Origin of the sequence: Pseudoalteromonas thalassia, from assembly GCF_049257215.1 — a bacterium.
In the GTDB taxonomy this organism is placed as follows: Bacteria; Pseudomonadota; Gammaproteobacteria; order Enterobacterales; family Alteromonadaceae; genus Pseudoalteromonas; species Pseudoalteromonas lipolytica_C.
Window position 1 is genome coordinate 17,797 of sequence record NZ_JBMMUE010000012.1, and the last position, 21,599, is coordinate 39,395.

Sequence of the window (21,599 nt, forward strand, 5' to 3'; positions counted from 1 at the left end):
TGCCTAGGGCCTAGGGCCTAGAAAGTTTATGTCTTTAAAGATAGCGATACTGGGTTTTGGTTTAACTGGCCGTTTAACTGCATTGGCACTTGCTAAAGAGCATCAGTTAAGTGTGTTTGAACAAGGTGATGAACATGCTAGCAACAGTGCAGGCAGCGTTGCCGCAGCGATGTTAGCACCCCTTGCTGAATCAGTCTTGTGTGAACAGGATTTAGCCCTACAAGGGCTTAATAGCATCACTCGTTGGCAGCAAATTTTAAGTGAGCTCGATGAAGCTGTGTATTTTCAACAAACAGGCAGTTTAGTGGTTGCTCATCAGCAAGATAAGGGCGATTTACAAAGTTTTGTGAGCCGCTTAAAACCGCTTGAAAGCTATCAGGCACACGCATTGGTTGGCACTCAAATCGCTGATCTTGAACCAGAACTAGCTGGGCGGTTCCATCAAGGTGTGTATTTACCTTGTGAAGGGCAACTCGATAATCAGGCATTTTATCGCGCTAGTTTTAAAAAGCTTACCTCGCAAGGAGTGCAATTTAACTTTGGCTGTAAAGTTGAATTGAACGCCCATCAGGTGAATGGCCAAAGCTTTGACTATGTATTTGATTGCCGAGGCTTAGGTGCAAAACAGACTGAACCTTTACTGCGTGGAGTAAGAGGAGAGGTGGCGCGTTTATATGCACCAGAGGTGAACCTAACTAGACCGATACGACTGATGCATCCGCGTTACCCAATTTATATTGCTCCTAAGCCAAATCATCAATTTGTGATTGGTGCGACTGAAATCGAATCGCAAGACCGCGGTAAAGTCACCGTGCGTTCGGCACTGGAGTTATTGTCTGCTGCTTATACGGTGCATAGCGGCTTTGCTGAAGGGCGTATCGAAAGTTTGCAATCAGGGCTTCGTCCAGCGTTTGCAGACAACCGTCCGAAAGTCACAAAACAAGGTCGAGTGATCAGTATTAATGGCTTGTATCGTCATGGCTATTTACTTGCGCCTCAGGTGGTTGATGACGCAGTGAGCTTAATTGCTTAAGGATAAAAATGAATATTTTAATTAATGGTCAATCAGTTACAGTGAACGACAATACATCGCTGACTCAGGCGTTGAGCCAGTTTGGCGCAAGACCGCCATTTGCGGTTGCCGTAAATGGTGACTTTGTACCGCGCAGCCAGTGCGATGCTAAAACCCTCAACGAAGGCGACAGCATTGAGTTATTGTCGCCAATTCAAGGGGGCTAAGATGGATAGTTTTTCGGTTTATGGTGAGCAATTTACGAGTCGGTTACTGATTGGCTCAGCACTGTACCCTTCGCCAAGTGTTATGACAGAGTCGATAGTGGCCTCACAGGCTGAAATTGTCACGGTTTCATTAAGACGCCAGCAAAGTGTTGCTGCGGGTGATGATTTTTGGCAATTGATAAAAAACACCGGATTAAAGGTGCTGCCAAATACGGCGGGTTGTCATAGCGTAAAAGAGGCGGTGACCTTGGCGCAAATGTGCCGCGAAGTGTTTGCCACTGATTGGATCAAGTTAGAACTAATTGGTGATGAATATAATTTACAGCCAGATCCAATCGCACTGCTCGAAGCCACTAAAATTTTATTAGCCGATGGCTTTAAAGTTTTACCTTATTGCACTGATGATTTAGTGCTGTGTCAGCGCCTCGCTGATTTAGGTTGTGAAGTACTAATGCCTTGGGGCGCACCGATTGGCACGGGTAAAGGCTTACTGAATCCTTACAACTTAAAAATGATCCGTGAGCGCTTGCCAAACCATACTTTAATTGTTGATGCGGGCTTAGGTTTACCATCTCATGCCTGCCAAGCGCTTGAATTAGGGTATGATGCCGTATTATTAAATTCGGCAATTGCAGGTGCAGGTTGCCCAGTAACGATGAGTAAAGCGTTTAAGAGTGCTGTTGAAGCGGGGCGATATAGCCATTTGGCCAAAGCGATGCCAGAGAAAGACGTGGCAAGCCCATCAACGCCGACGCTCGGAATGCCATTTTGGCATCAAGAATAAAAAGTGAGGAGTAACATGAATCAGGTTGTATGGACCATAGCTGGCTCAGATTCGGGCGGCGGTGCAGGAATTCAAGCCGATATCAAAGCAATGCAAAGTTTTAACGTACATGGCTGTACGGTTATTACTGCTTTAACGGCACAAAATAGTTTAGGTGTAGAAGCGCTGAACCCGATATCAACAGAGGTGATTGAGTCGCAACTATTAGCCTTAGCCAGTGATATGCCTGCCAGCGTGATTAAAATTGGCATGCTTGCCAATGTGCAGCAAATACAGCTTATTAGTGAGCATTTAAAACATTACAAAGCAACTTGGGCAGAGCCGCCTTTGGTTGTTTATGATCCGGTTGCCATTGCCTCAAGTGGTGATTTATTAACAGAAGAAGATACTGTTAGTGCCATTAAAGAGTGTTTATTGCCATTAGTCGATGTAGTAACACCGAACACTCACGAAACGCAGCTATTAACCGGTGTTTATTTGATTGGCCCAAGCGCAGTGAAAGAAGCCGCCGAAAAGCTAACAGGCTATGGTGCAAAAGCGGTGATCATCAAAGGGGGTCATTGGGATTACCCAAGTGGCTATTGTATTGATTACTGCGTACAAGGTGATCACGCATATTGGCTTGGTAACGAAAAAATTCAAACTCCGCATAGTCACGGTACTGGATGCAGTATGGCCTCTGTGATTGCTGCGTGTTTAGCCAAACAGTATCCACTCAAAGATGCTTTTATTTTAGCGAAAGCCTATATAAACCAAGGATTAAAAGCAGCCGTTCGTTATGGCGAAGGGATTGGCCCCGTTGCACATACTTGCTTTCCTACTAAGCTGGCGGATTACCCACAAGTCATCGAGGCGGGAAGTTGGCTAGGTGATGAGCTCGACTTTGACTGCCCAGTTGATTTTACCATGGCAGCAGGCTTTGCCGAATGCGACTCTAAACAGCTTGGATTATATGCCGTTGTTGATACGGTTGATTGGTTAGAGAAGTGTTTAGCCGAAGGAGTTAAAACCGTTCAATTAAGAATGAAAAATGCAGACGATGCAACACTCGAAGATGCCATTGCAAGTGCAATTATGCTGGGGCAAAAGTACGATGCACAGGTGTATATCAATGATTATTGGCAATTAGCGGTTAAACACGGCGCTTATGGTGTGCATTTAGGGCAAGAAGACTTACAAACCGCTAATCTAATTGCCATAAAAGAGGCAGGGTTACGCTTAGGTGTTTCGACTCATGGCTTTTATGAGATGCTACGCGCGCATAATTACAGACCAAGTTATATGGCGTTTGGCGCTATTTATCCAACCACCACCAAAGACATGACAGGGCAAATTCAAGGTTTAGAAAAGCTCGAAAAATTTGTGCCGTTGATGGCTGATTATCCAACGGTGGCGATTGGTGGAATTGATATATCACGTGCAGAGCAAGTTGCGAGTACGGGGGTTGGCAGTGTTGCAGTAGTACGTGCGATTACTGAAGCCGAAGACTACCAAGCAGCCATTGCCAAGTTAAAACAGCTGATCGAAGGTCAGTCTTAATATGAGCGCGTTAAGCGACAAAGAGCAAATTCGTTATAGCCGCCACTTGCTACTCAAAGAGGTGGGGCATGCGGGGCAGCAAAAGTTAAAGGCTGCACATATTGTGGTTGTCGGGGCGGGTGGGCTTGGCTCACCAGCACTGTTTTATTTAGCGGCTGCAGGAATCGGAACGCTCACTTTGATTGACGACGATAAAGTTGAGCTTTCAAATCTACAGCGACAAATACTCTATAAAGTAAACCATATGGGGCAGGCAAAAACACAGGCGGCAGCCAAGGTGTTAAGCAGTTTAAATAATCAAATTACGGTTAAGCCTCTATGCCAAAAGCTTGATGAAAGTAACTGTGCTGAGTTACTTGAAGGTGCTGACATTATCCTCGATTGTAGTGATAACTTTGCTACCCGTTACTTGGTTAATCGCTATTGTTTAGCTAAATCTATCCCACTTGTATCAGCTGCAGCTATTGCAACGCAGGGGCAAGTGATGAGTTTTGATTTTCGTGATGAACAGAGCCCTTGCTATGGTTGTGTGTTCCCGCAAACTGAGGAGCAAACAGCGCTTAATTGCGATAATGCTGGGGTATTGAGCCCGTTACTGGGGGTTATGGGTAGCATGCAAAGCTTATTGGCTATCAATATATTGCTTGGCCATAAAGTCGGTAGTGAGTTTATTCAATTTGATGGGCTAACACTAAAGCAGCAGCGCTTTAATATTCAAAAAGATAGTGAATGCTCAGAGTGTAGGCGCGGTTTTGTAGTGAATTTTAAGCAAACCACTTTTAGCTAAAGTGGTTTGCTTAATTGTGCTTAGTTGAACTTATTAGTCGTTAATTTTCGCAAATGGTGTGCCCATACGCGTTACTGTTTCAGGGTGTTGATCTGATAAGAACTCAGCTTGATTTGCACCCCAAGCTAAAATAACGGTAGAGCCTAATTTAAAGCGACCCATTTCTTCACCCTTTTTCAGGGTAATTGCATTGTCACCTTTCGTTGGGTAATTCCAACTAAATACATCTTTACCCGCTGGTGGCGTTACTGTGCCTGCCCAAATAGTCTCGATGCTAGCAACAATTGTCGCACCAACAAGTACCATGGCTAGCGGGCCAATTTCGGTTTCGAAGATAGCCACAACTCGCTCGTTACGAGCAAATAGGTTAGGTACATTTTGCGCTGTTAACGGGTTTACAGAAAATAAATCACCCGGTACGTAGATCATTTTGCTCAGCGTACCATCAACAGGCATGTGAATACGGTGGTAATCTTTAGGCGCTAAATAAATAGTCGCAAACTTACCGCCTAAAAACGGCGCTGTGTCTTCTTCTTTGCCACCAAGTAGTGCTTGTAAGCTGTAGTCGTGGCCTTTTGCTTGGATGATTTGACCGTCTACTACATCGCCTAATTGGCTAATTGCACCATCAACTGGGTGAGCAATAATGTCGCTTTCTTCAGCAAGTGGACGAATGCCTTCTTTTAATGGGCGAGTGAAAAACTCATTAAAAGTTTTGTAATGAGCTGGATCTGGGTATTTAGCCTCACTCATATCAATTTTGTATTGTTTGATAAACAATTTAATTAAGGCCGTTGTTAAGCCACCCGCTTTTGCTGCTGCCAACTTGCCAACCATGCGCGAAATGAAATGTTTTGGCATGGCATATTGCATAGCAATTTTGAATTTATCTAAACTCACTTGTTATTTCCTAAATAGTTATACGCGAGGAGCGCGTGCACCAGCACGGCCGTCGGCCATAGTTTCTAAAATTCGGTGGTAACTGTCAAAACGAAGTTCTGAAATTTCACCATCATCAACAGCTTGGCGAATTATACAGCCAGGATCGTTTAAATGCTTACAATCTCGAAAACGACAGCCACCAATAAAATCACGGAACTCTTTAAAGCACCATGTAACGCGCTCAACATCTAAATGCCACAAGCCAAACTCACGAATTCCTGGTGAGTCGATAAGATTACCGCCACTTGGTAAATGGTGTAATCGCGATACGGTTGTTGTGTGTTGACCAAGGCCGCTGTTCTCAGAGACTTCTTGGGTTAGAATGTCAGCATTTGGCAGTACAGTGTTGACTAAGGTTGATTTACCCACACCACTTTGACCAACAAAAATGCTGTTTTTACCGACCAGTTTTTGTTTAAGTTCATCGATGCCTTGACCCGTTTTATTACTGACTAACAGTACTTGATAACCTAACTCTCGATAGATATCGAGAATTTCATTAATAAAAGCAAGGCCTTCATCGTCAATTAAATCTATTTTGTTGAGCACTAAAATAGGCTCAATTCCCATGTCTTCACAGGCAACTAAATAGCGATCGATAATGTTTGGCGTAAACTCAGGCAGTACCGCAGAGACCATTAAAATTTGGTCGATATTGGCAGCGACGACTTTTACCCCGTCATAAAAATCAGGGCGCGTTAGTTGTGAGCGACGTTCATGAGTTGCCTCAATAACGCCAGCTAAGTCGCCTTCGCTAACTTTTGCACGGCGAAAAATAACTTCATCACCACAGACAAGGCTCGATACTGTTCTGCGAATATTACAACGTAATATGCTGCCTGATTCGGTTTCGATGTCGGCATGTTGGCCAAATCGACTGATCACTACCGCATTTTCGGCAGGACCTAAATTGTCATTTTGCCATTGCACAGTTGCCCCTTTCTCTTGCTTTTTATCTGCATTAGAGAGGCGTTTTTGATGGTTGGCCTTAATTCGACGCGATTGGCCTTTACTTAATTTCTTTTGTTTTGCCACTTTTGGCCTATAACTTGAGTAAATGTCGGGCTTTTTGAAAAAAAAGCTTTAGGTCGACTGATGATACTAATATGATATATCTAAATGTGTTGGATCTAAAGGAAAGCACCGCTAAGGTAACTATGTCTTTTCATAAATCAAATCTTATCTGGCTCGACCTGGAAATGACCGGCCTCGAACCAGCAACAGATAAAATACTCGAAATTGCCACTGTTGTCACCGACAGTGATTTAAACATTTTGGCTGAAGGCCCTGTTATTGCTATTCATCAAAGCGATGAACTGCTTGATGGCATGGATGAGTGGTGTACGACTCAGCACGGTCAATCTGGTTTAACAGCTCGCTGTAAAGCAAGCACATTCACAGAGCAAGATGCCATTGAGCAAACACTGGCATTTTTGAAGCAATGGGTACCTGCGGGTGCTTCGCCTATGTGTGGTAATTCTATCGGCCAAGATCGCCGCTTTATGAATAAGTACATGCCTGAATTGGAAGACTACTTTCACTACCGTAACCTCGATGTAAGCACAGTTAAAGAGCTTGCGCGTCGCTGGAAACCTGACGTGTTAGCGCAAGTGAACAAAAAAGGTTCACATCTAGCCCTCGACGATATCAAAGATTCGATCATGGAATTAAAGGTTTACCAAGAAAAATTCTTTAATTTGTAAAAAACATTTGCAAACACATCGGATTATTGTAGAATCCTGCCCCGCTTAAGACGTTAACCCCGCGGGGTTGGTATGTCTCTAAGTAATTGAAAGCGGCACTAGCTCAGTTGGTAGAGCGCAACCTTGCCAAGGTTGAGGTCACGAGTTCGAGCCTCGTGTGCCGCTCCAATTTCTCACCAAAAGGAATTGGCTTAAGTTTCAAGAGGAAAGTAACTAACTTGAAGCTTGTAACTTAAAACTAGTAACTTATTGTGCGGCACTAGCTCAGTTGGTAGAGCGCAACCTTGCCAAGGTTGAGGTCACGAGTTCGAGCCTCGTGTGCCGCTCCAATTTCTCACCAAAAGAAATTGGCTTAAGTTTCAAGGGGAAAGTTGAAAGCATTAGCTTGAAGCTAGAAACTTGCAGCTTACAACTTATTTATGCGGCACTAGCTCAGTTGGTAGAGCGCAACCTTGCCAAGGTTGAGGTCACGAGTTCGAGCCTCGTGTGCCGCTCCAATTTCTCACCAAAAGAAATTGGTTTAAGTTTCAAGGGGAAAGTTGAAAGCTCCAAGATATTGAAACTAGTAACTTATTGTGCGGCACTAGCTCAGTTGGTAGAGCGCAACCTTGCCAAGGTTGAGGTCACGAGTTCGAGCCTCGTGTGCCGCTCCAATCTCTAAAAAATCCCAAAATACTTTCTTAAATAAAGCTGTTAAAATCAAACTTTGTCTATAGCTAGTTTCTAGAGCTGACCTTGAATCGTCGCGACAATGCGTCTAGCACCACCATGGTCTCGGTGTTCACCTAAATAAATACCTTGCCATGTGCCTAGCATTAAGCGGCCTTGATTAATTGGTATGGTGAGTTCAGCACCTAATGTACTGCTTTTTATATGGGCTGGCATATCATCATCACCTTCATAATCATGACGATAATAACTTTGTCGTTCTGGTACAAAGTGATTGAAGTGACTTTCCATATCCATTCGCACAGTCGGATCTGCATTTTCGTTAATGGTTAAGCTTGCAGAAGTGTGCTGAATGAAAAGGTGTAATAAACCGACTTTGTACTGTGTTATTTCGGGGAGTTGACGAAGTATTTCGTCATCAATAATGTGAAAGCCTCGCGAGCGAGGCTTCAATTGAATTGTTTTTTGCTGCCAACTCATAGTTTATCAAAGCTTACTTCGATATTGGCGTTACCGTCAGCTGACGTGAATGGAATTAACACCTTGGCACCTTCGCATTTGTGAGCAATTGTATGTCCTTTGCCAGACACTACAACTGGCGTTGCCATATCAAACTCATAGCCTTTTTCGCCAAGTAAGTTTTTAGCACCACCTGTCACCATGTTAGTGATTTCACCGACCATATCGGTAACTTCTTCATCGATAGTTTCTGGTCGTTCTCCGAGCATTCTTTCCATAATGGTTAATGCTAGGCTTTCATCAAATGAGATTGAAAGTGAGCCTTTTGTTTGTGGTCCAACCATACCTATTAAACCGGAAACATCACCACGGGCTACTTCATCTTTTTTTAAACTAGGTTTACCCGGTTTCAATTCTGTTTGAGCCATGGTGCTCAATACATTTAATAATGATGATAAAAATGGGTTGATGAACTCCACATTCATTATTTAATTTCCCTCAGGTTACGCAGCCAAGCTGCAATTATAACTTAAGTGTAGTGGCTGTTCTGAACAGTGCACTTAATCTTTGCAATTTTCACACTTTCCATGTGCTTCGATAGTTTGTCCAGAGACAATAAATCCACTTTCTGCGGCGAGATTATTCAGTTCGTGAGAAATCACTGTTGAATGTAACTCTTTAACAAAACCACAGCTGTCGCAAATTAATAGTTGTACAGGGTGAATATGATCGAAATGATGGCACAACATAAAAGAGTTAGTACTTTCGATTTTATGAATAAAGCCAAGTTCAGACAAAAAATCTAACGCGCGATAAATAGTGGCAGGTTTTGCACCAGACTCAGTTAATTTAAGTTGTTCTAATAAGTCATAAGCACCTACACCACCTTGCGCACTAGCTAAAAGGCGAAATACTTTTTCACGGATAGGCGTGAAACGTGCACCACGATTGTCGCAGACTTGTTTTGCTTTACTAACGAGTGATTCTATATTCATCTTCTCTTATCCTTACGCTACCGTGATATACTAACATACTGTATTGTAGTTGCAGTGTTTTTATTCGCTATCTCGTTTTCAAGGAAGTTTGTTAATGACTGAGTTGCTCGCCGCGTTCATTTTCTTTTTTGCTGTGATTGATCCAATCGGTACGGTGCCTGTCTTTATTGCTGTAACCCGCTGGGATGATGCCAAGTTTAAACGCAAAGTTGCACTTAAAGCGGTAGGAGTGTCGGCATTAGTTTTACTTTTCTTTGTTATTGCTGGGGAGTTGCTGTTAAACGCAATTAAAATTCCTTTATCGGCATTTCAGATTGCTGGCGGCATTGTTCTATTACTTTTTGCGCTGTCTATGATCTTTGGCGAGAGTAAGCCTGAAAGCGAAATTAAAAGTGTCCGTGATAGTACCGAAACGGCTATCTTTCCGCTGGCAATTCCATCTATTGCAAGCCCAGGGGCAATGCTCGGTGCAGTGTTGATGACACGCAATAATGAATACACATGGTTAGAGCAACTAGTTACCTCTGCGATAATGTTATCGGTGCTCATTATCGTCTTAGTGTTACTTTTATTGGCTACTCAAGTTCACAAATTAATTGGTGATAGTGGTGCCAGTATAATCAGCCGAGTGATGGGACTAATTTTATCTTCAGTGGCTGTGACAAACATTCTTGGCGGCATAGCTCACTACTTTGGTTTGAGTGTCGTTGGATAAGATGAATTAAAGTGCATTTTCAGTAATTTAAACTTTGAATATTTGTCTTCTTTTATCTAAGTTAAGAAGTAGGCAATAAAAATTTAAGGAATAGAGAATGCTACTCAAAAATGTTGTTTTATCAGTTTTTCTGATTTTTAGTTTAGGTGCTTGCATGGAGCCAACCTATGACAGTGGTAAGTTAAAAGTTATTGAAGTAACTGATCATGATTTTAAAATTAATGGTGAAAGCGCAGTAACAGTGATCATTGGTCATGCAAATGTTGCTGAGTACAGCTTTTCACTTCGTAAAAGTGATTTAAAGAAAGGTACACTTTTACAATCAGTGTCTGACAGCAACCCGAATGTTCGCGCTGATGCTACATTTTTTAGTGAATACTATGTGCAGTCAAAAGATCATGATACTCATGCATCAATTGAAATTGTTGAAATCGACCCTGTTGAAAAAGTAGCGCGTATTGCAGTGGGTGCCAAACTAGTTAACCTTAAGAACGAAGATTATAAAGAGTTAGAAATCACCATATTTGAACTTACAGGTAAAAACTTAGAACACCTCCTTAATGAAGTTAAAAGTTAATTTATCCATCATTTTGTAAGAAGTGAGTGTGTAGTCCACTTCTTTTATTCTTTTCTTCCCCATCTTTGATTATGTCATGTTGCGATTGAGCATTAGTGATATAATATCGAAAATTTTGTCAGGGCATGATGCATCTCTTAAAATTGCGTCATCGCTGTACTGAGCGTTAATCGTATTAGGTAATCAAGTTGCAAGTAAACGTATTGATCTTTGAAGGGGCTATGTTATGAGCACAACGACATTAAACCGCCGTTTTTCCGTGGCACCCATGTTAGATTGGACAGATCGTCACTGTCGAACTTTTCACCGTAAAATGACTAAGCATGCTGTGCTTTACACAGAGATGGTGACAACAGGGGCGATTTTATTTGGTAAAGGCGACTACCTTCATTTTAACCAGCATGAAGGGCCTGTGGCATTGCAGCTTGGTGGCTCAGATCCAGAAGCGTTGGCTAAGTGTGCAAAGTTAGCGGCAGAGCGTGGCTATGATGAGGTTAACCTTAATGTTGGTTGTCCTTCAGACCGTGTGCAAAATGGTCGTTTTGGTGCTTGTTTAATGGCAGAGCCGAAGCTGGTTGCTGACTGTGTTGCAGCAATGAAGGCCGAAGTGACTATTCCTGTTACAGTTAAAACGCGCATTGGTATTGATGAGCAAGACTCGTATGAGTTTTTATGTGCCTTAATTGAAGCAAGTCATGATGTTGGTTGTGATGACTTTATTATCCATGCCCGTAAAGCATGGTTAAATGGTTTAAGCCCAAAAGAAAATCGTGAGATCCCACCACTTGATTACCCGCGTGTTTATCAGCTGAAAAAAGATTATCCGCAACTTCACTTAAGTTTAAATGGTGGCGTGAAAACCATTGCTGATAGTGTGGCTCACCTTGAGTATGTTGATGGCATTATGATTGGTCGTGAAGCGTATAGTAATCCGTTTATTTTGTCTGAGGTTGATGAAAACATTTATGGTGATGAAGCCTTTACGCTTACTCGTCATCAGGTTGTTCGCTCTATGTATGACTATATCGAAGATGAAATGAGTAAAGGTGCTAACTTTTGGCATATTGCTCGCCACATGTTGGGGATTTTCCAAGGCCAACCTGGCGCGCGTGGTTTCAGACGTCACCTTTCAGAAAAGGGTCATGGTAAAGCGGCTGATTTATCTGTTATGGATAAAGCCTTAAGTTTTGTCCCAGAAGCCTAATCATATCCCTCATTAAAAAAGCCACATTTTGTGGCTTTTTTTGATCCTAAAATTTGGTGAAAAAGTTAATTTTTTAGTCAAATTAGTTATTTTCCATTCAGTCACCAGTCAGTCTAATTCTTGATTTTTAAATTTCAACTTATTGTATTTAAATGATTATTTTGATTTTTGTGGTAGTTGGCACAAGAATTGGAATCTCCTTGATGTATTAACCCAATAATCAACAGGAGAGTCACATGGGTGTATTAAATCGCGTAAATGACATTATTCAGGCAAACCTTTCAGCTGCATTAGACAAAGCAGAAGATCCTGAAAAGCTACTGAACTTACTTGTGAAAGAAATGCAGGATGCATTGAGTGAGTGTCGTGCAACTGCAGCCACGTTTCTAACGCAAGAAAAGCAAATGAAGCGTGAAATTGCCGCTAAACAAGCAAAAGTAGCTGACTGGCAAGCGAAGGCAGAAAAAGCACTGAGTAAAGATCGTGACGATCTTGCCAAAGCAGCATTAGTTGAAAAACAGCGTTTAACTACAGAAATCGAAGCGCAACAAGCTGAAATGAATAAAGTGGCTGAGTCACTAGCAAAGCTCACTGAAGATTGTCAGCGTTTACAAAATAAGCTTGCAGATGCAAAAGCAAAGCAACTGACTTATATGCAAAAAGAGCGCGTTGTTACAGCACGTTTAAAAGTAAAAGAGCAGCTGCATAGCAGTAAAGTTGAAGATGCATTAGCGCGTTTTGACTACTTAGAGCAACGCGTTGAAAATATTGAATCGCAGGTTGAAGCGTATGAACTTACGCAAAGTGATGCGGCAAATTCAACAGCAGCACAAATTGCAGCGCTTGAGAAAAATGACGCGATTGATAAAGAACTTGCTGATTTAAAAGCAAGTATGAAGCAATCTGCTTAGGAGTTTAGTGATGAATACATATCATACATCAACACGTTGGTACCGAGATCTAAGTAACAAGAAGATCTCTGGTGTGTGTAGTGGCTTAGCTGCACGATTAGGCTTTCCGGTATGGTCTACACGTTTAGTCATGATCATACTACTTATTCAAATGCCGTTGTTAATAGGCTTGGGTTATTTAGTGGCTCATTGCACTTTACCAGTTAAAGGTTACTAGGAGTCTTTTATGAAAACGTTAGCTATCATCATCTTAGCAATGTTATTACTGTGCACAGATACAATTTCGTTTGTATCGTTTGATACATGGCAGTTGCCTTTGTCAATTGCGGATATGAGCTGGGCTGGGCTTGAAGTGCTTGGTGCTATCATCGCAGTAATTGCCGTTGTGGCTGGGGTTGCTTTATTTACTATTGGCTTAATTGGCGCAGGTGTTGTTGCTGTGATTGGCGTAGTGCTTGCGTTTTTATTTGGCTCAGTTGTAATTGCATGGCCGTTATTGTTAATCGCCGCGTTGTGTTGGCTGGTTGCCGATAACAAAAAATCAGTGGCTTAAGCTGTGAATAAACTGCCTTAATAGCCAAAGTATGCTAAATTTAGCGGGTAAGTAGATGTCTTAACAAGGATTAAAACATAATGAAGTTGTTACCCGCACTGTCTTTTTTTACTGCAAGTTTATTATTTAGTACGTTTACATCTGCCCATAGCGGTCATGAGCACAGCGAGGTTGCAGAAGTTACCGTGAGTGACGCCCAAGTTCGAGAATTCTTACCCGCTAGTAAAGCGACAGTTGCTTATCTTACTATTACCAATCCAAGCGATCACGCCACAGTGCTTACTAAAGCCGAACTGGATGGTTTAGGCCGCGTTGAGATTCATCAGCATACTCATGTTGATGGCATGATGAAAATGCAACAGGTTCTTTCACTGGAAATTAGCGCGCATAGTCAGGTGGAATTTAAACCTGGCGGTTATCATTTAATGGTTTTTGAACCAGAGGATGAACTAAAAGCAGGGCAAGAGCGTAAACTCACGCTATATTTTAAAAACGGCAACCGAGTTTTTACTCAAGCTAAGGTTGTGTCTTTACAAGAAATGTCTGAACAGGCTGCAAATAAGAGTGAACAACACTCACACCACTAGGAGGTACCATGTCTGAGCATAAAGGAAAAATAGCCAGCGCATTACTTATCATTTTAATTATTTTCTATGCAATTGCGGTTTACTGGAGTAGTGAGCCAGATCGCATGGGTGTTGTAAACAAGGCAAAACAAGAAGCCCAACAACGGGGTGAAAAGTTTGTCACCGGTTACACAACCACGTCAACACTCATTAATGTTGCAAGTACATTGTTAAACAAACCGGGTGGCTATTTATCAAATGATATTATGCCACCAAGTGTGATGATGGATAATATGCCGGCATGGGAATACGGGGCGCTTGAGATGACTCGAGACCTGGTATTGTCGATGCGTAAAGACTTTAGTCGTTCGCAATCACAGTCGACCGAACATGAGGCTCTAAAAAAAGCACAGCCGCAATTTAATATAAGTTCAGTAGCATGGGCATGGCCAAGTGCTGAGGCTGAATATCAAAAAGGCATTGATTTACTAATTGTATATCGAACTCAAATTGCGGATCAAAATGACCGCGATAGCGAGTTTTATGCCCGTGCAGATAATCTACGTGGTTGGTTAAAAGAAGCTGAAAAACGCCTAGGCAGCTTAAGCCAACGCTTAAGTGCCAGTGTCGGCCAAGAACGCTTAAACACAGATCTAGCCGGTGATACCGCAGCCCATCAAGCAACCTATACGCCTTTACAGAATCAGGTAAAAACATCGTGGTGGCAAATTGATGATGTGTTTTATGAGTCTCGTGGTGCAACATGGGCGTTGCTGCATTTTTTACAGGCAGTTGAATATGATTTTGCCGATGTCTTAGAAAAGAAAAATGCGCGTGTTAGCCTGCAACAGATTATTCGTGAATTAGAGGCCACACAAGAAACCGTGTGGAGTCCAATGATATTAAATGGTAGTGGTTTTGGCTTTGTAGCCAATCATTCATTAGTAATGGCGAATTATATTTCTCGAGCCAATGCGGCTCTAATTGAACTTAGCGAACTTTTAGCGCAAGGATAAAATGATGAAAAAGTACTGTTTAGCGGCCGCTTTATCGATGGCCTGTTTAGCTCCGACAGCGCAAGCTGACACATTATTAGGTTTATATCTTGGTGTTGATGGCTGGCAATCTGATAACAGCGGTAGTTTTGCCCAAGACGGTAATCTACAAAGCTTCAAATTTGATGATGAGACGTTTACGAGCTACTACGCAGCACTAGAGCACCCAGTACCACTTGTACCAAATATTAAACTTAAGTACACAGAGCTTGAATTAAACGGTTCAACCATGCTTGATGAAAGCTTTAGCTTTGGCGATTCTAACTACGTGGTAGGTACAACCGTTGGTACGGTAAGTGATTTGTCACATGTTGATTATATTCTTTACTATGAGATTTTTGATAACGATTTAGTGTCTATCGATTTAGGTGTCAATGCTAAACAGTTTGATGGTGAGATTACGGTAACGGGTACATCGCAAAACGGTGGACCAAGCACTACTGAGCGTGTTGATTTTTCAGGCTTTGTACCATTAGTGTATGGTCGTGCTGAAGTTGGCTTACCATTAACTGGCTTGAGTGTTTTCTTTGAAGGTAGCTTACTGGCTATTGATGATAGTAAGGTTCAAGATTATCAAGCCGGTATTGCTTATGCGTTACTTGATAACCTTGCTATTGATATGGATATTAAAGCGGGCTATCGTTCAATGACGCTAGAGCTTGATGATATCGATGATATCTACACAGATATTGATGCTTCTGGGCCATTTGCAGGTATTCAAATTCACTTCTAAATAGATGGTGAATCTATTATTAGCTGGCAGGCTATTTTAAAGCATGCCAGCTAACGTCAAACTCATCTTCTAAGGATGTTGATAAAATATTTTTATAAGCTTTATTTATCGGTGTACTAATGAGTTTTTTAAGCTCATCACCAGTTTGAGTAAACTTATAGTAACTAAGTACCAAATCATTACTTTTAGCTTTTAATACAAGGCGCTGATTCATAAAACTAAGGGTTAACTCTTGTCCTGCTTTTAATACTGCTGATTCAATTTCTTTTCGATACAACAAGTTAATATCCATTAAAGTCAAAATGTCAGGAAAACTAACCGGGGTTTTGCCCAAGTTAAATGACACTTTGTTGCCTTTTCTTAATAAATCAAAAAGCGACGGCTTTTTGTAAAAGCCCAAGAGAATTAAGTGACTGTGGTCTTTTTCGTTAAATCCACACAGCGAGGTGCAGCGCTGTAATGCATCGGCTTCACGCTGAGTCATAAATTTAAGCGTTTGTAAGCTTTTGATTGAAAATGTACCTGGAGCAACAGTTTCACCTGCCAATATTTTTGCCCACAGTTTTTGCATTGCAGTATTTGCAGTATCTTCGCATAAGCTAATAAAGCGCTCTATCCAATCGAAATCCGGTCGTTGTTGGCCAGTTACATCGGGGCAAAACGCCATCGCCATTGCCATAATGGTTTCGATATTTTCTTGGCGCTTTATTAATTGGATTTCTTGGCGTGTATGGGCTCTGTCGAGTAATGTTGCTTCAGCTTTTACTTGATAGGGTAGCTGTTGTTGTCCTTGCGGCGAGTATTGTTCATCGTTTGTTTGATTGATTTTTACAGACGATGTTTTATGGATAGGGTATCCAAGCTGGTTTTCGATTATGTTAGCAAGATTAATTCTCGCTTGAGCCGCTTTGACTGTCATCGGTAGCAATTGCCTTTTCTGTTGTTGCTAACTGCGCATAGGTTTTTATATTGTTCAAAGCCAACTTAACCGAGTTATTAAGTATATATTGGCTTAATAAAGCGAGGTAGCCGCCAATAATAGGAGTGTTGACTTCACCTTGTAATGTGCATCTAACCTCAACGCCATCAGCGGCATTTGAAAAACGTATCTCGCCTTTTGCAATGTGTTCTTGGTTAAACAAAATATTAAACATCATTGCATTTTTATTTAGTTGGGTAATGGTCATCTCGCCTTTGCCAAAGCGACTTTGCCAAAACTGATGAGCGCCAACGCCTTGGCTTGGCTCTGCAATTATAAATTCAATACTTGGGTCAACTGCTTGCCAAGGTTGCCACTCAGGCCATTGGTTAAAGTCACTAACCAAACCTGCGATTTCTTCGGCGCTTGCTGATATTCTTATCGACTTATCAACAGTGTATTGTTGAGAAAGCATTAAACCCACCACAAGCGCGATGAGTGTCATAACAAATAATGCTTTTAAACTCACAAAGAATAATTTAATAATCTCACCTCAGGCAATAGTTTTATATCTTTCATAACATTATACGTATCTTAGGCTATAATCTTTTTGATACGACTGTATATGTTATCACTAATGTACCACAGTCGAATAAGTGATAGAATTTTTATGCATCGTTGTAAAGTGGAGAGTCACCATCGATACAGTTTTACGGTGTTCACTTTAAGGAATTATTAATGACATCAGACAGTAATGACTTTTTATTTAACGACCAAGATGATGAGCAGCTTCTCGAAGAAACTGTATCTGATTTTTGGGATGTATTAATAGTCGATGATGATCCTGAAATACATTCTGTCACTAAGCTAGCTTTATCTGGGGTTGAGTTTTGGGATAAAGGCTTGCGATTCCATCATGCCTACTCTGGTGCAGAAGCGCTCGAATTACTTAAAAAAGACCATTCTATTTCCGTTATTTTACTTGATGTTGTGATGGAGTCAGATGATGCTGGCTTACAAGTTGTGAAGCAGGTCAGGGAATGCCTAAAAAATCATAATATTCGTATTATTCTTCGTACTGGTCAGCCAGGGTATGCCCCTGAAGAAAAAGTAATCCGCGAGTACGATATTAATGATTACAAAACTAAAACTGAGCTGACTCGTAGTAAATTGATTACTTCACTGGTAACAGCTATCCGTTCTTATGAACAAGTTTGCCAGCTCGAATTTCAAAGCCGCGCATTAAACAATATTCTACTCGCCTCGAAGGCTATTTTAGGCTTTACCGATATCAAAGCTTTTACCATGGCTGTATTAAAGCAGCTTTCGTTTATTTTAGATTGTGAACCTCACGGCTTACTGTGTGGTTCGATTGAAGATGACGATCGGGTTTTTGTTTTGGGCGGTGGCGCTGAATACAACGATGTAATTGGTCAGCGAATTGAGCAGCTTGATAATGGTCGTATCATTTTACAAGTGAAAAACTGCTTAGCACAAGGTGAGCATCAACATACTGAGCTTGACAGTACCTATCTACTAAAAAGTAAAAATCGCCAAGCCGCGATTTACTTAGAAACTAATCAAACGCCAAGCCCTTCGCAGTTACAATTTGCCGAGATCTTTTTAACCAATGTAAGTGTTGGTCTTGATAATGTGCGCTTGTTTAACCGTTTATGTGATGCAGCGTATAAAGATATTTTAACAGGTCTTCCTAATCGTAATGATTTTATCAACAAAGTAGAGCGTTTTTATCAGCCCGGTAAAACAGACTATGTTTTTTTATTGATTGATGTTGCCCATTTCTCTGATATCAATAATGGTTTAGGACAAGAAATTGGTAATTTGCTTTTAAATGCCATTGTTGAAAGGCTGCAACAAGAGTATCCAGATGCCGAGCTACTTTCTCGAATAGGTGCTGATGTGTTTGGTTTGATATTACCAAAACAGCGTTATGACCTTGAGCAGTTACGCGAACATCTTAGTTTACCTTTTACTGCTGGCGAACATATTTTACCTATCAATTTTAAGATTGGCTTGTGCCTTCAAGGTGACTTTCAGAAAGCGGGTATTGAAACTCTAAAATTGGCATATATAGCTTTGAACCAAGCTAAAAAGAATTCCTCTGAAATGGTCGTCACGTACACTCCAGAAATGGAAGAGCAGATGGCATGGCGCTTAGGGATTATAAGGCAGCTTCGTCAAGACTTTGAACAACGTAAACTTGAAGTGTGGTTCCAGCCGCAACTAGATTTGAATACATTAGAGATCATCGGCTGTGAAGCATTGCTACGTTGGCCGTCAGGAAATGGCCAATATATTTCCCCAGCTATATTTGTTCCCTTGGCTGAAGATGCAGGTTTAATTGTTGAAATAGGGCAGTGGGTACTAGAACAAGCATGTTTACAACAAAAGCGTCTTGAACAGCTTGGCTTTAACATTAGTGTTGCTGTAAACGTTTCAGTGCCACAGTTTAAAGTGAAAGGTTATGCGCAGCAGGTTAAAGACACTCTAATAAAATATGAAGTTAAGCCACAGTTTATAGAGCTTGAAGTAACCGAAAGTGTGGTAATGGACGAGCTGAGCAATGTTATTACCACTCTTGAGGAGTTAAAAGCATTTGGCATTGAAATTGCGATTGATGACTTTGGTACAGGCTTCTCATCGTTGAGTTATTTGCAAAAACTGCCGTTAGATAGACTCAAAATCGACAGAGCATTTATAAAAGACCTACCAGGTAAGGGGTGTGAGGCTATCGCTGCGTTAATTATTTCTTTGGGTGCAAGATTAGGTCTAAAAACAATCGCAGAGGGAGTTGAAACACAAGCACAAGCCGATTATTTACTTGAGCTTGGTTGTGATGAAGTACAAGGGTTTATGTACGCTAAGCCTATGCCTGAGAACGAGTTAATCACATATTTACAAGCCAAACATTAATTAGCTTTGCTCTTGACCCTAGTTACTTGCAGCGCCCTTCAATGTGAAGGGCGTTTTGTTTTCTATAATAATCTATAAGAGTGGGGTATAATTCGCCCCTTTTGTTAGCAGAGTACACTTTATGAGCGCATTAAAAGCCGAGCGAGGCCTGTTTTCTTACCCTAAGTATTGGGCTGAATGCTATGGCACGGCGCCATTTTTACCAACCACCCGTGCAGAAATGGATGCATTAGGCTGGGATAGTTGCGATGTGATTATCGTCAGTGGCGATGCCTATGTTGATCACCCAAGTTTTGGTATGGCTGTAATTGGCCGCATGCTTGAGTCGCAGGGTTTTCGCGTTGGTATTATTGCTCAGCCTGATTGGAACTCAAAAGATGCCTTTATGGCGTTAGGTAAGCCTAACTTATTTTTTGGTGTGACTGCGGGCAATATGGACTCGATGATCAACCGCTATACTGCTGAAAAGCGTATGCGCCATGATGATGCATACACGCCGGGTAACATAGGTGGTAAACGTCCTGATCGTGCTGTGGTTGTGTATAGTCAACGCTGTCGTGAAGCTTATAAAGATGTTCCGTTAATTATTGGTGGTATTGAGGCGAGTTTACGTCGTATTGCGCACTATGATTACTGGCAAGAAAAAGTACGCCGAAGTGTTTTGTTTGATGCCAAAGCAGACATTCTAATTTACGGTAATGCCGAGCGTCCGCTTGTTGAAGTTGCGCACCGAATTGCTGGTGGTGAGTCGGTTGATACCATTCAAGATATTCGTGGTACCGCGGTTATTCGAAAAGAGCCTTTGCCGGGCTGGCGTGGCAGTGACTCTACGGCTATCGATAAAATCGGTAAGATTGATCCAATTCCAAACCCGTATGGTGCAGATGATGTCGGTTGTAGTAAGTCTGAGTTTAAACAAGCGGGTATTGATTTAAGCGCAGAGGCTGCCAAGTCAATCACTATTCAGCCTGCGCGTCCTAAGCCATGGGAAAAGACCTACGTTAAGTTACCAGCGTATGAGCAAGTGAGTGTAAATAAACCGCTTTATGCCCATGCGTCGCGTATTTTGCACCAAGAAACAAACCCAGGTTGTGCACGTGCCTTGTTTCAACGCCATGGCGACCGTTCGATTTGGGTGAACCCGCCTGCATTTCCGCTTGAAACTGAAGAAATGGATGGCGTATTTGGTTTGCCATATCAGCGTATTCCGCACCCAAGCTATGGCGATGAAAAAATTCCTGCCTATGAAATGATTAAAACCTCGGTGAATATTATGCGCGGGTGCTTTGGTGGTTGTTCTTTCTGTTCGATTACAGAACATGAAGGACGCATTATTCAAAGCCGTTCAGAGCAATCAATTATTGATGAAATTGAGCAAATTCGTGACAAAGTACCGGGCTTCACAGGGGTAATTTCTGACTTAGGTGGTCCAACAGCGAATATGTATAAATTGCGCTGTAAGAGCAAAAAGGCAGAGAGCACGTGCCGACGTTTATCATGTGTTTATCCTGATATCTGTAAGCATATGGACACCGATCACACCCCAACGATTGAGCTTTATAAAAAAGCCCGTGATGTGAAAGGCGTGAAGAAAATCTTGATTGCGTCAGGCGTACGCTATGACTTAGCAGTAGAAGATCCTCGCTATGTAAAAGAGCTGGTTACTCATCACGTAGGCGGGTACTTAAAAATTGCCCCTGAGCATACCGAGGATGGCCCATTATCTAAGATGATGAAGCCGGGCATGGGTGCTTACGATAAATTTAAAGAGCTATTTGATAAATACTCAAAAGAAGCCGGTAAGAAACAGTATTTGATCCCGTATTTTATTTCTGCACATCCAGGAACGAAAGACGAAGACATGGTTAACATGGCGCTATGGTTAAAGGCCAATGACTTTAAGCTTGATCAGGTACAAAATTTTTACCCGTCGCCAATGGCCAATGCAACGACAATTTATCATACCGAGATGAACTCGTTACGTAATATTAAAAACAATACTGAACAAGTGCCTGTGCCAAAAGGGGCACGTCAGCGTCGCTTGCATAAAGCTATTTTACGTTATCATGATCCTGCTGGCTGGCCGATGATCCGCGAAGCTCTTAGAAAAATGGGTAAAGCGAATTTAATCGGTAAAGGGCCAAACTGTTTGGTTCCTGAAGAGAGTCGCAACGAAAAAGCGGCAAATAGTAAAGGTGGTAAAGGCCGTGCAGCACTTACACGTCACACTGGTTTTAGCCAATTCAAAAAGGCCAATACCAAACCTAGAGTAGGTAAAAATAAGCAGCGCGCAAAGTAAAAGATATAAATGGCCC

24 protein-coding genes and 4 tRNA genes are annotated in these 21,599 nt (G+C 41.8%); 21 read left to right on the top strand and 7 right to left on the bottom strand.

Annotated features, from left to right (window positions below):
* Window positions 1-28: 28 nt before the first annotated feature.
* The 5 genes from AAEU31_RS14235 to AAEU31_RS14255 are packed head-to-tail and all read left to right on the top strand — an operon-like array spanning window position 29 to window position 4,349.
* Window positions 29-1,033, top strand: coding sequence for an FAD-dependent oxidoreductase (locus AAEU31_RS14235; protein WP_421967565.1), 1,005 nt, complete (start codon window positions 29-31; stop codon window positions 1,031-1,033).
* Between the two features lie 8 nt (window positions 1,034-1,041).
* Complete coding sequence (thiS, locus tag AAEU31_RS14240) at window positions 1,042-1,239, top strand: sulfur carrier protein ThiS (RefSeq protein ID WP_171041525.1); 198 nt, start codon at window positions 1,042-1,044, stop codon at window positions 1,237-1,239.
* A gap of 1 nt (window position 1,240) precedes the next feature.
* The gene (locus AAEU31_RS14245; protein WP_421967566.1) at window positions 1,241-2,023 is read left to right on the top strand and encodes a thiazole synthase; all 783 of its coding nucleotides are present in this window, start codon (window positions 1,241-1,243) and stop codon (window positions 2,021-2,023) included.
* Between the two features lie 15 nt (window positions 2,024-2,038).
* Window positions 2,039-3,562, top strand: a complete 1,524-nt coding sequence (thiE, locus tag AAEU31_RS14250) for a thiamine phosphate synthase (RefSeq protein ID WP_421967567.1) — start codon at window positions 2,039-2,041, stop codon at window positions 3,560-3,562.
* 1 nt (window position 3,563) lies between these two features.
* Window positions 3,564-4,349: a HesA/MoeB/ThiF family protein gene (locus AAEU31_RS14255; protein WP_421967568.1), complete on the top strand. Its 786-nt coding sequence runs from the start codon at window positions 3,564-3,566 to the stop codon at window positions 4,347-4,349.
* Window positions 4,350-4,382: 33 nt separating this feature from the next.
* Here the strand turns inward: AAEU31_RS14255 and asd are convergent, their stop codons facing one another.
* On the bottom strand, window positions 4,383-5,249 hold the full coding sequence (gene asd / locus AAEU31_RS14260; protein ID WP_171040440.1) for an archaetidylserine decarboxylase: 867 nt from the start codon (window positions 5,247-5,249) through the stop codon (window positions 4,383-4,385).
* Window positions 5,250-5,267: 18 nt separating this feature from the next.
* Window positions 5,268-6,326, bottom strand: a complete 1,059-nt coding sequence (gene rsgA / locus AAEU31_RS14265; protein WP_421967569.1) for a small ribosomal subunit biogenesis GTPase RsgA — start codon at window positions 6,324-6,326, stop codon at window positions 5,268-5,270.
* Window positions 6,327-6,448: 122 nt separating this feature from the next.
* Here rsgA and orn point away from each other — a divergent pair, with 122 nt between their 5' ends.
* From orn to AAEU31_RS14290, 5 genes are all read left to right on the top strand, one after another.
* On the top strand, window positions 6,449-6,994 hold the full coding sequence (orn, locus tag AAEU31_RS14270) for an oligoribonuclease (protein ID WP_135923411.1): 546 nt from the start codon (window positions 6,449-6,451) through the stop codon (window positions 6,992-6,994).
* A gap of 92 nt (window positions 6,995-7,086) precedes the next feature.
* Window positions 7,087-7,162 (top strand) — tRNA-Gly (locus AAEU31_RS14275).
* Between the two features lie 85 nt (window positions 7,163-7,247).
* A tRNA-Gly gene (locus AAEU31_RS14280) sits at window positions 7,248-7,323 on the top strand.
* Window positions 7,324-7,415: 92 nt separating this feature from the next.
* Window positions 7,416-7,491, top strand: a tRNA-Gly gene (locus tag AAEU31_RS14285).
* An 80-nt stretch (window positions 7,492-7,571) separates the two neighbouring features.
* Window positions 7,572-7,647, top strand: a tRNA-Gly gene (locus AAEU31_RS14290).
* Between the two features lie 70 nt (window positions 7,648-7,717).
* Here AAEU31_RS14290 and AAEU31_RS14295 read toward each other — a convergent pair.
* From AAEU31_RS14295 to AAEU31_RS14305, 3 genes are all read right to left on the bottom strand, one after another.
* Entirely contained in the window at window positions 7,718-8,143 is a 426-nt protein-coding gene (locus AAEU31_RS14295) for a secondary thiamine-phosphate synthase enzyme YjbQ (protein ID WP_421967570.1), read from the bottom strand.
* A complete protein-coding gene (locus tag AAEU31_RS14300) occupies window positions 8,140-8,607 on the bottom strand; it encodes a chemotaxis protein CheX (protein ID WP_135923412.1) in 468 nt (155 codons plus the stop codon). Before AAEU31_RS14300 ends, AAEU31_RS14295 begins: the two co-directional genes overlap by 4 nt.
* Window positions 8,608-8,682: 75 nt before the next feature.
* Entirely contained in the window at window positions 8,683-9,117 is a 435-nt protein-coding gene (locus AAEU31_RS14305) for a transcriptional repressor (protein ID WP_138558083.1), read from the bottom strand.
* 94 nt (window positions 9,118-9,211) lie between these two features.
* On the opposite strand from AAEU31_RS14305, the gene AAEU31_RS14310 reads away from it, so the two are divergent.
* The 9 genes from AAEU31_RS14310 (at window position 9,212) to AAEU31_RS14350 (ending at window position 15,431) form a co-directional block, all read left to right on the top strand.
* Entirely contained in the window at window positions 9,212-9,832 is a 621-nt protein-coding gene (locus AAEU31_RS14310) for a MarC family protein (RefSeq protein ID WP_135923414.1), read from the top strand.
* Window positions 9,833-9,929: 97 nt separating this feature from the next.
* Window positions 9,930-10,409, top strand: a complete 480-nt coding sequence (locus tag AAEU31_RS14315) for a hypothetical protein (RefSeq protein WP_421967571.1) — start codon at window positions 9,930-9,932, stop codon at window positions 10,407-10,409.
* Window positions 10,410-10,635: 226 nt separating this feature from the next.
* Entirely contained in the window at window positions 10,636-11,613 is a 978-nt protein-coding gene (gene dusA, locus AAEU31_RS14320; protein WP_135923416.1) for a tRNA dihydrouridine(20/20a) synthase DusA, read from the top strand.
* 236 nt (window positions 11,614-11,849) lie between these two features.
* Window positions 11,850-12,524 carry a PspA/IM30 family protein gene (locus AAEU31_RS14325; protein WP_421967572.1) on the top strand — a complete coding sequence of 225 codons (675 nt, stop codon included), beginning with the start codon at window positions 11,850-11,852 and terminating at the stop codon, window positions 12,522-12,524.
* 10 nt (window positions 12,525-12,534) lie between these two features.
* Window positions 12,535-12,741 (top strand): PspC domain-containing protein, encoded by a 207-nt coding sequence (locus AAEU31_RS14330; protein WP_135923418.1) that lies wholly within the window; start codon window positions 12,535-12,537, stop codon window positions 12,739-12,741.
* Window positions 12,742-12,750: 9 nt separating this feature from the next.
* Entirely contained in the window at window positions 12,751-13,077 is a 327-nt protein-coding gene (locus tag AAEU31_RS14335) for a hypothetical protein (protein ID WP_135923419.1), read from the top strand.
* 80 nt (window positions 13,078-13,157) lie between these two features.
* Complete coding sequence (locus AAEU31_RS14340; RefSeq protein WP_135923420.1) at window positions 13,158-13,664, top strand: copper chaperone PCu(A)C; 507 nt, start codon at window positions 13,158-13,160, stop codon at window positions 13,662-13,664.
* An 8-nt stretch (window positions 13,665-13,672) separates the two neighbouring features.
* Window positions 13,673-14,659, top strand: a complete 987-nt coding sequence (locus AAEU31_RS14345) for a DUF2333 family protein (protein WP_421967573.1) — start codon at window positions 13,673-13,675, stop codon at window positions 14,657-14,659.
* Between the two features lie 4 nt (window positions 14,660-14,663).
* A complete protein-coding gene (locus AAEU31_RS14350; RefSeq protein WP_135926227.1) occupies window positions 14,664-15,431 on the top strand; it encodes a TIGR04219 family outer membrane beta-barrel protein in 768 nt (255 codons plus the stop codon).
* Window positions 15,432-15,462: 31 nt separating this feature from the next.
* On the opposite strand, the gene AAEU31_RS14355 is transcribed toward AAEU31_RS14350, so the two are convergent.
* Complete coding sequence (locus tag AAEU31_RS14355) at window positions 15,463-16,350, bottom strand: TIGR03899 family protein (RefSeq protein ID WP_421967574.1); 888 nt, start codon at window positions 16,348-16,350, stop codon at window positions 15,463-15,465.
* Window positions 16,319-16,855, bottom strand: a complete 537-nt coding sequence (locus AAEU31_RS14360; RefSeq protein ID WP_135923423.1) for an SRPBCC family protein — start codon at window positions 16,853-16,855, stop codon at window positions 16,319-16,321. Before AAEU31_RS14360 ends, AAEU31_RS14355 begins: the two co-directional genes overlap by 32 nt.
* A gap of 233 nt (window positions 16,856-17,088) precedes the next feature.
* Between AAEU31_RS14360 and AAEU31_RS14365 the strand changes: the two genes are divergently transcribed.
* Window positions 17,089-19,284, top strand: coding sequence for a bifunctional diguanylate cyclase/phosphodiesterase (locus AAEU31_RS14365; RefSeq protein WP_235403631.1), 2,196 nt, complete (start codon window positions 17,089-17,091; stop codon window positions 19,282-19,284).
* A gap of 121 nt (window positions 19,285-19,405) precedes the next feature.
* Window positions 19,406-21,583 (top strand): YgiQ family radical SAM protein, encoded by a 2,178-nt coding sequence (locus AAEU31_RS14370; RefSeq protein ID WP_421967575.1) that lies wholly within the window; start codon window positions 19,406-19,408, stop codon window positions 21,581-21,583.
* Window positions 21,584-21,599 lie beyond the last annotated feature (16 nt).

What these genes read in the sequence shown, in the direction of transcription:
- AAEU31_RS14325 (WP_421967572.1), top strand. Translation starts at nt 11,850, where the DNA reads ATGGGTGTATTAAATCGCGTAAATGACATTATTCAGGCAAACCTTTCA.
- AAEU31_RS14255 (WP_421967568.1), top strand. Translation starts at nt 3,564, where the DNA reads ATGAGCGCGTTAAGCGACAAAGAGCAAATTCGTTATAGCCGCCACTTG.
- AAEU31_RS14370 (WP_421967575.1), top strand. Translation starts at nt 19,406, where the DNA reads ATGAGCGCATTAAAAGCCGAGCGAGGCCTGTTTTCTTACCCTAAGTAT.
- AAEU31_RS14235 (WP_421967565.1), top strand. Translation starts at nt 29, where the DNA reads ATGTCTTTAAAGATAGCGATACTGGGTTTTGGTTTAACTGGCCGTTTA.
- AAEU31_RS14295 (WP_421967570.1), bottom strand. Translation starts at nt 8,143, where the DNA reads ATGAGTTGGCAGCAAAAAACAATTCAATTGAAGCCTCGCTCGCGAGGC.
- thiS (WP_171041525.1), top strand. Translation starts at nt 1,042, where the DNA reads ATGAATATTTTAATTAATGGTCAATCAGTTACAGTGAACGACAATACA.
- AAEU31_RS14365 (WP_235403631.1), top strand. Translation starts at nt 17,089, where the DNA reads ATGACATCAGACAGTAATGACTTTTTATTTAACGACCAAGATGATGAG.
- AAEU31_RS14245 (WP_421967566.1), top strand. Translation starts at nt 1,241, where the DNA reads ATGGATAGTTTTTCGGTTTATGGTGAGCAATTTACGAGTCGGTTACTG.
- AAEU31_RS14355 (WP_421967574.1), bottom strand. Translation starts at nt 16,350, where the DNA reads ATGACAGTCAAAGCGGCTCAAGCGAGAATTAATCTTGCTAACATAATC.
- dusA (WP_135923416.1), top strand. Translation starts at nt 10,636, where the DNA reads ATGAGCACAACGACATTAAACCGCCGTTTTTCCGTGGCACCCATGTTA.
- AAEU31_RS14350 (WP_135926227.1), top strand. Translation starts at nt 14,664, where the DNA reads ATGAAAAAGTACTGTTTAGCGGCCGCTTTATCGATGGCCTGTTTAGCT.
- AAEU31_RS14360 (WP_135923423.1), bottom strand. Translation starts at nt 16,855, where the DNA reads ATGACACTCATCGCGCTTGTGGTGGGTTTAATGCTTTCTCAACAATAC.
- AAEU31_RS14330 (WP_135923418.1), top strand. Translation starts at nt 12,535, where the DNA reads ATGAATACATATCATACATCAACACGTTGGTACCGAGATCTAAGTAAC.
- AAEU31_RS14305 (WP_138558083.1), bottom strand. Translation starts at nt 9,117, where the DNA reads ATGAATATAGAATCACTCGTTAGTAAAGCAAAACAAGTCTGCGACAAT.
- AAEU31_RS14335 (WP_135923419.1), top strand. Translation starts at nt 12,751, where the DNA reads ATGAAAACGTTAGCTATCATCATCTTAGCAATGTTATTACTGTGCACA.
- orn (WP_135923411.1), top strand. Translation starts at nt 6,449, where the DNA reads ATGTCTTTTCATAAATCAAATCTTATCTGGCTCGACCTGGAAATGACC.
- AAEU31_RS14315 (WP_421967571.1), top strand. Translation starts at nt 9,930, where the DNA reads ATGCTACTCAAAAATGTTGTTTTATCAGTTTTTCTGATTTTTAGTTTA.
- AAEU31_RS14310 (WP_135923414.1), top strand. Translation starts at nt 9,212, where the DNA reads ATGACTGAGTTGCTCGCCGCGTTCATTTTCTTTTTTGCTGTGATTGAT.
- AAEU31_RS14300 (WP_135923412.1), bottom strand. Translation starts at nt 8,607, where the DNA reads ATGAATGTGGAGTTCATCAACCCATTTTTATCATCATTATTAAATGTA.
- thiE (WP_421967567.1), top strand. Translation starts at nt 2,039, where the DNA reads ATGAATCAGGTTGTATGGACCATAGCTGGCTCAGATTCGGGCGGCGGT.
- AAEU31_RS14345 (WP_421967573.1), top strand. Translation starts at nt 13,673, where the DNA reads ATGTCTGAGCATAAAGGAAAAATAGCCAGCGCATTACTTATCATTTTA.
- AAEU31_RS14340 (WP_135923420.1), top strand. Translation starts at nt 13,158, where the DNA reads ATGAAGTTGTTACCCGCACTGTCTTTTTTTACTGCAAGTTTATTATTT.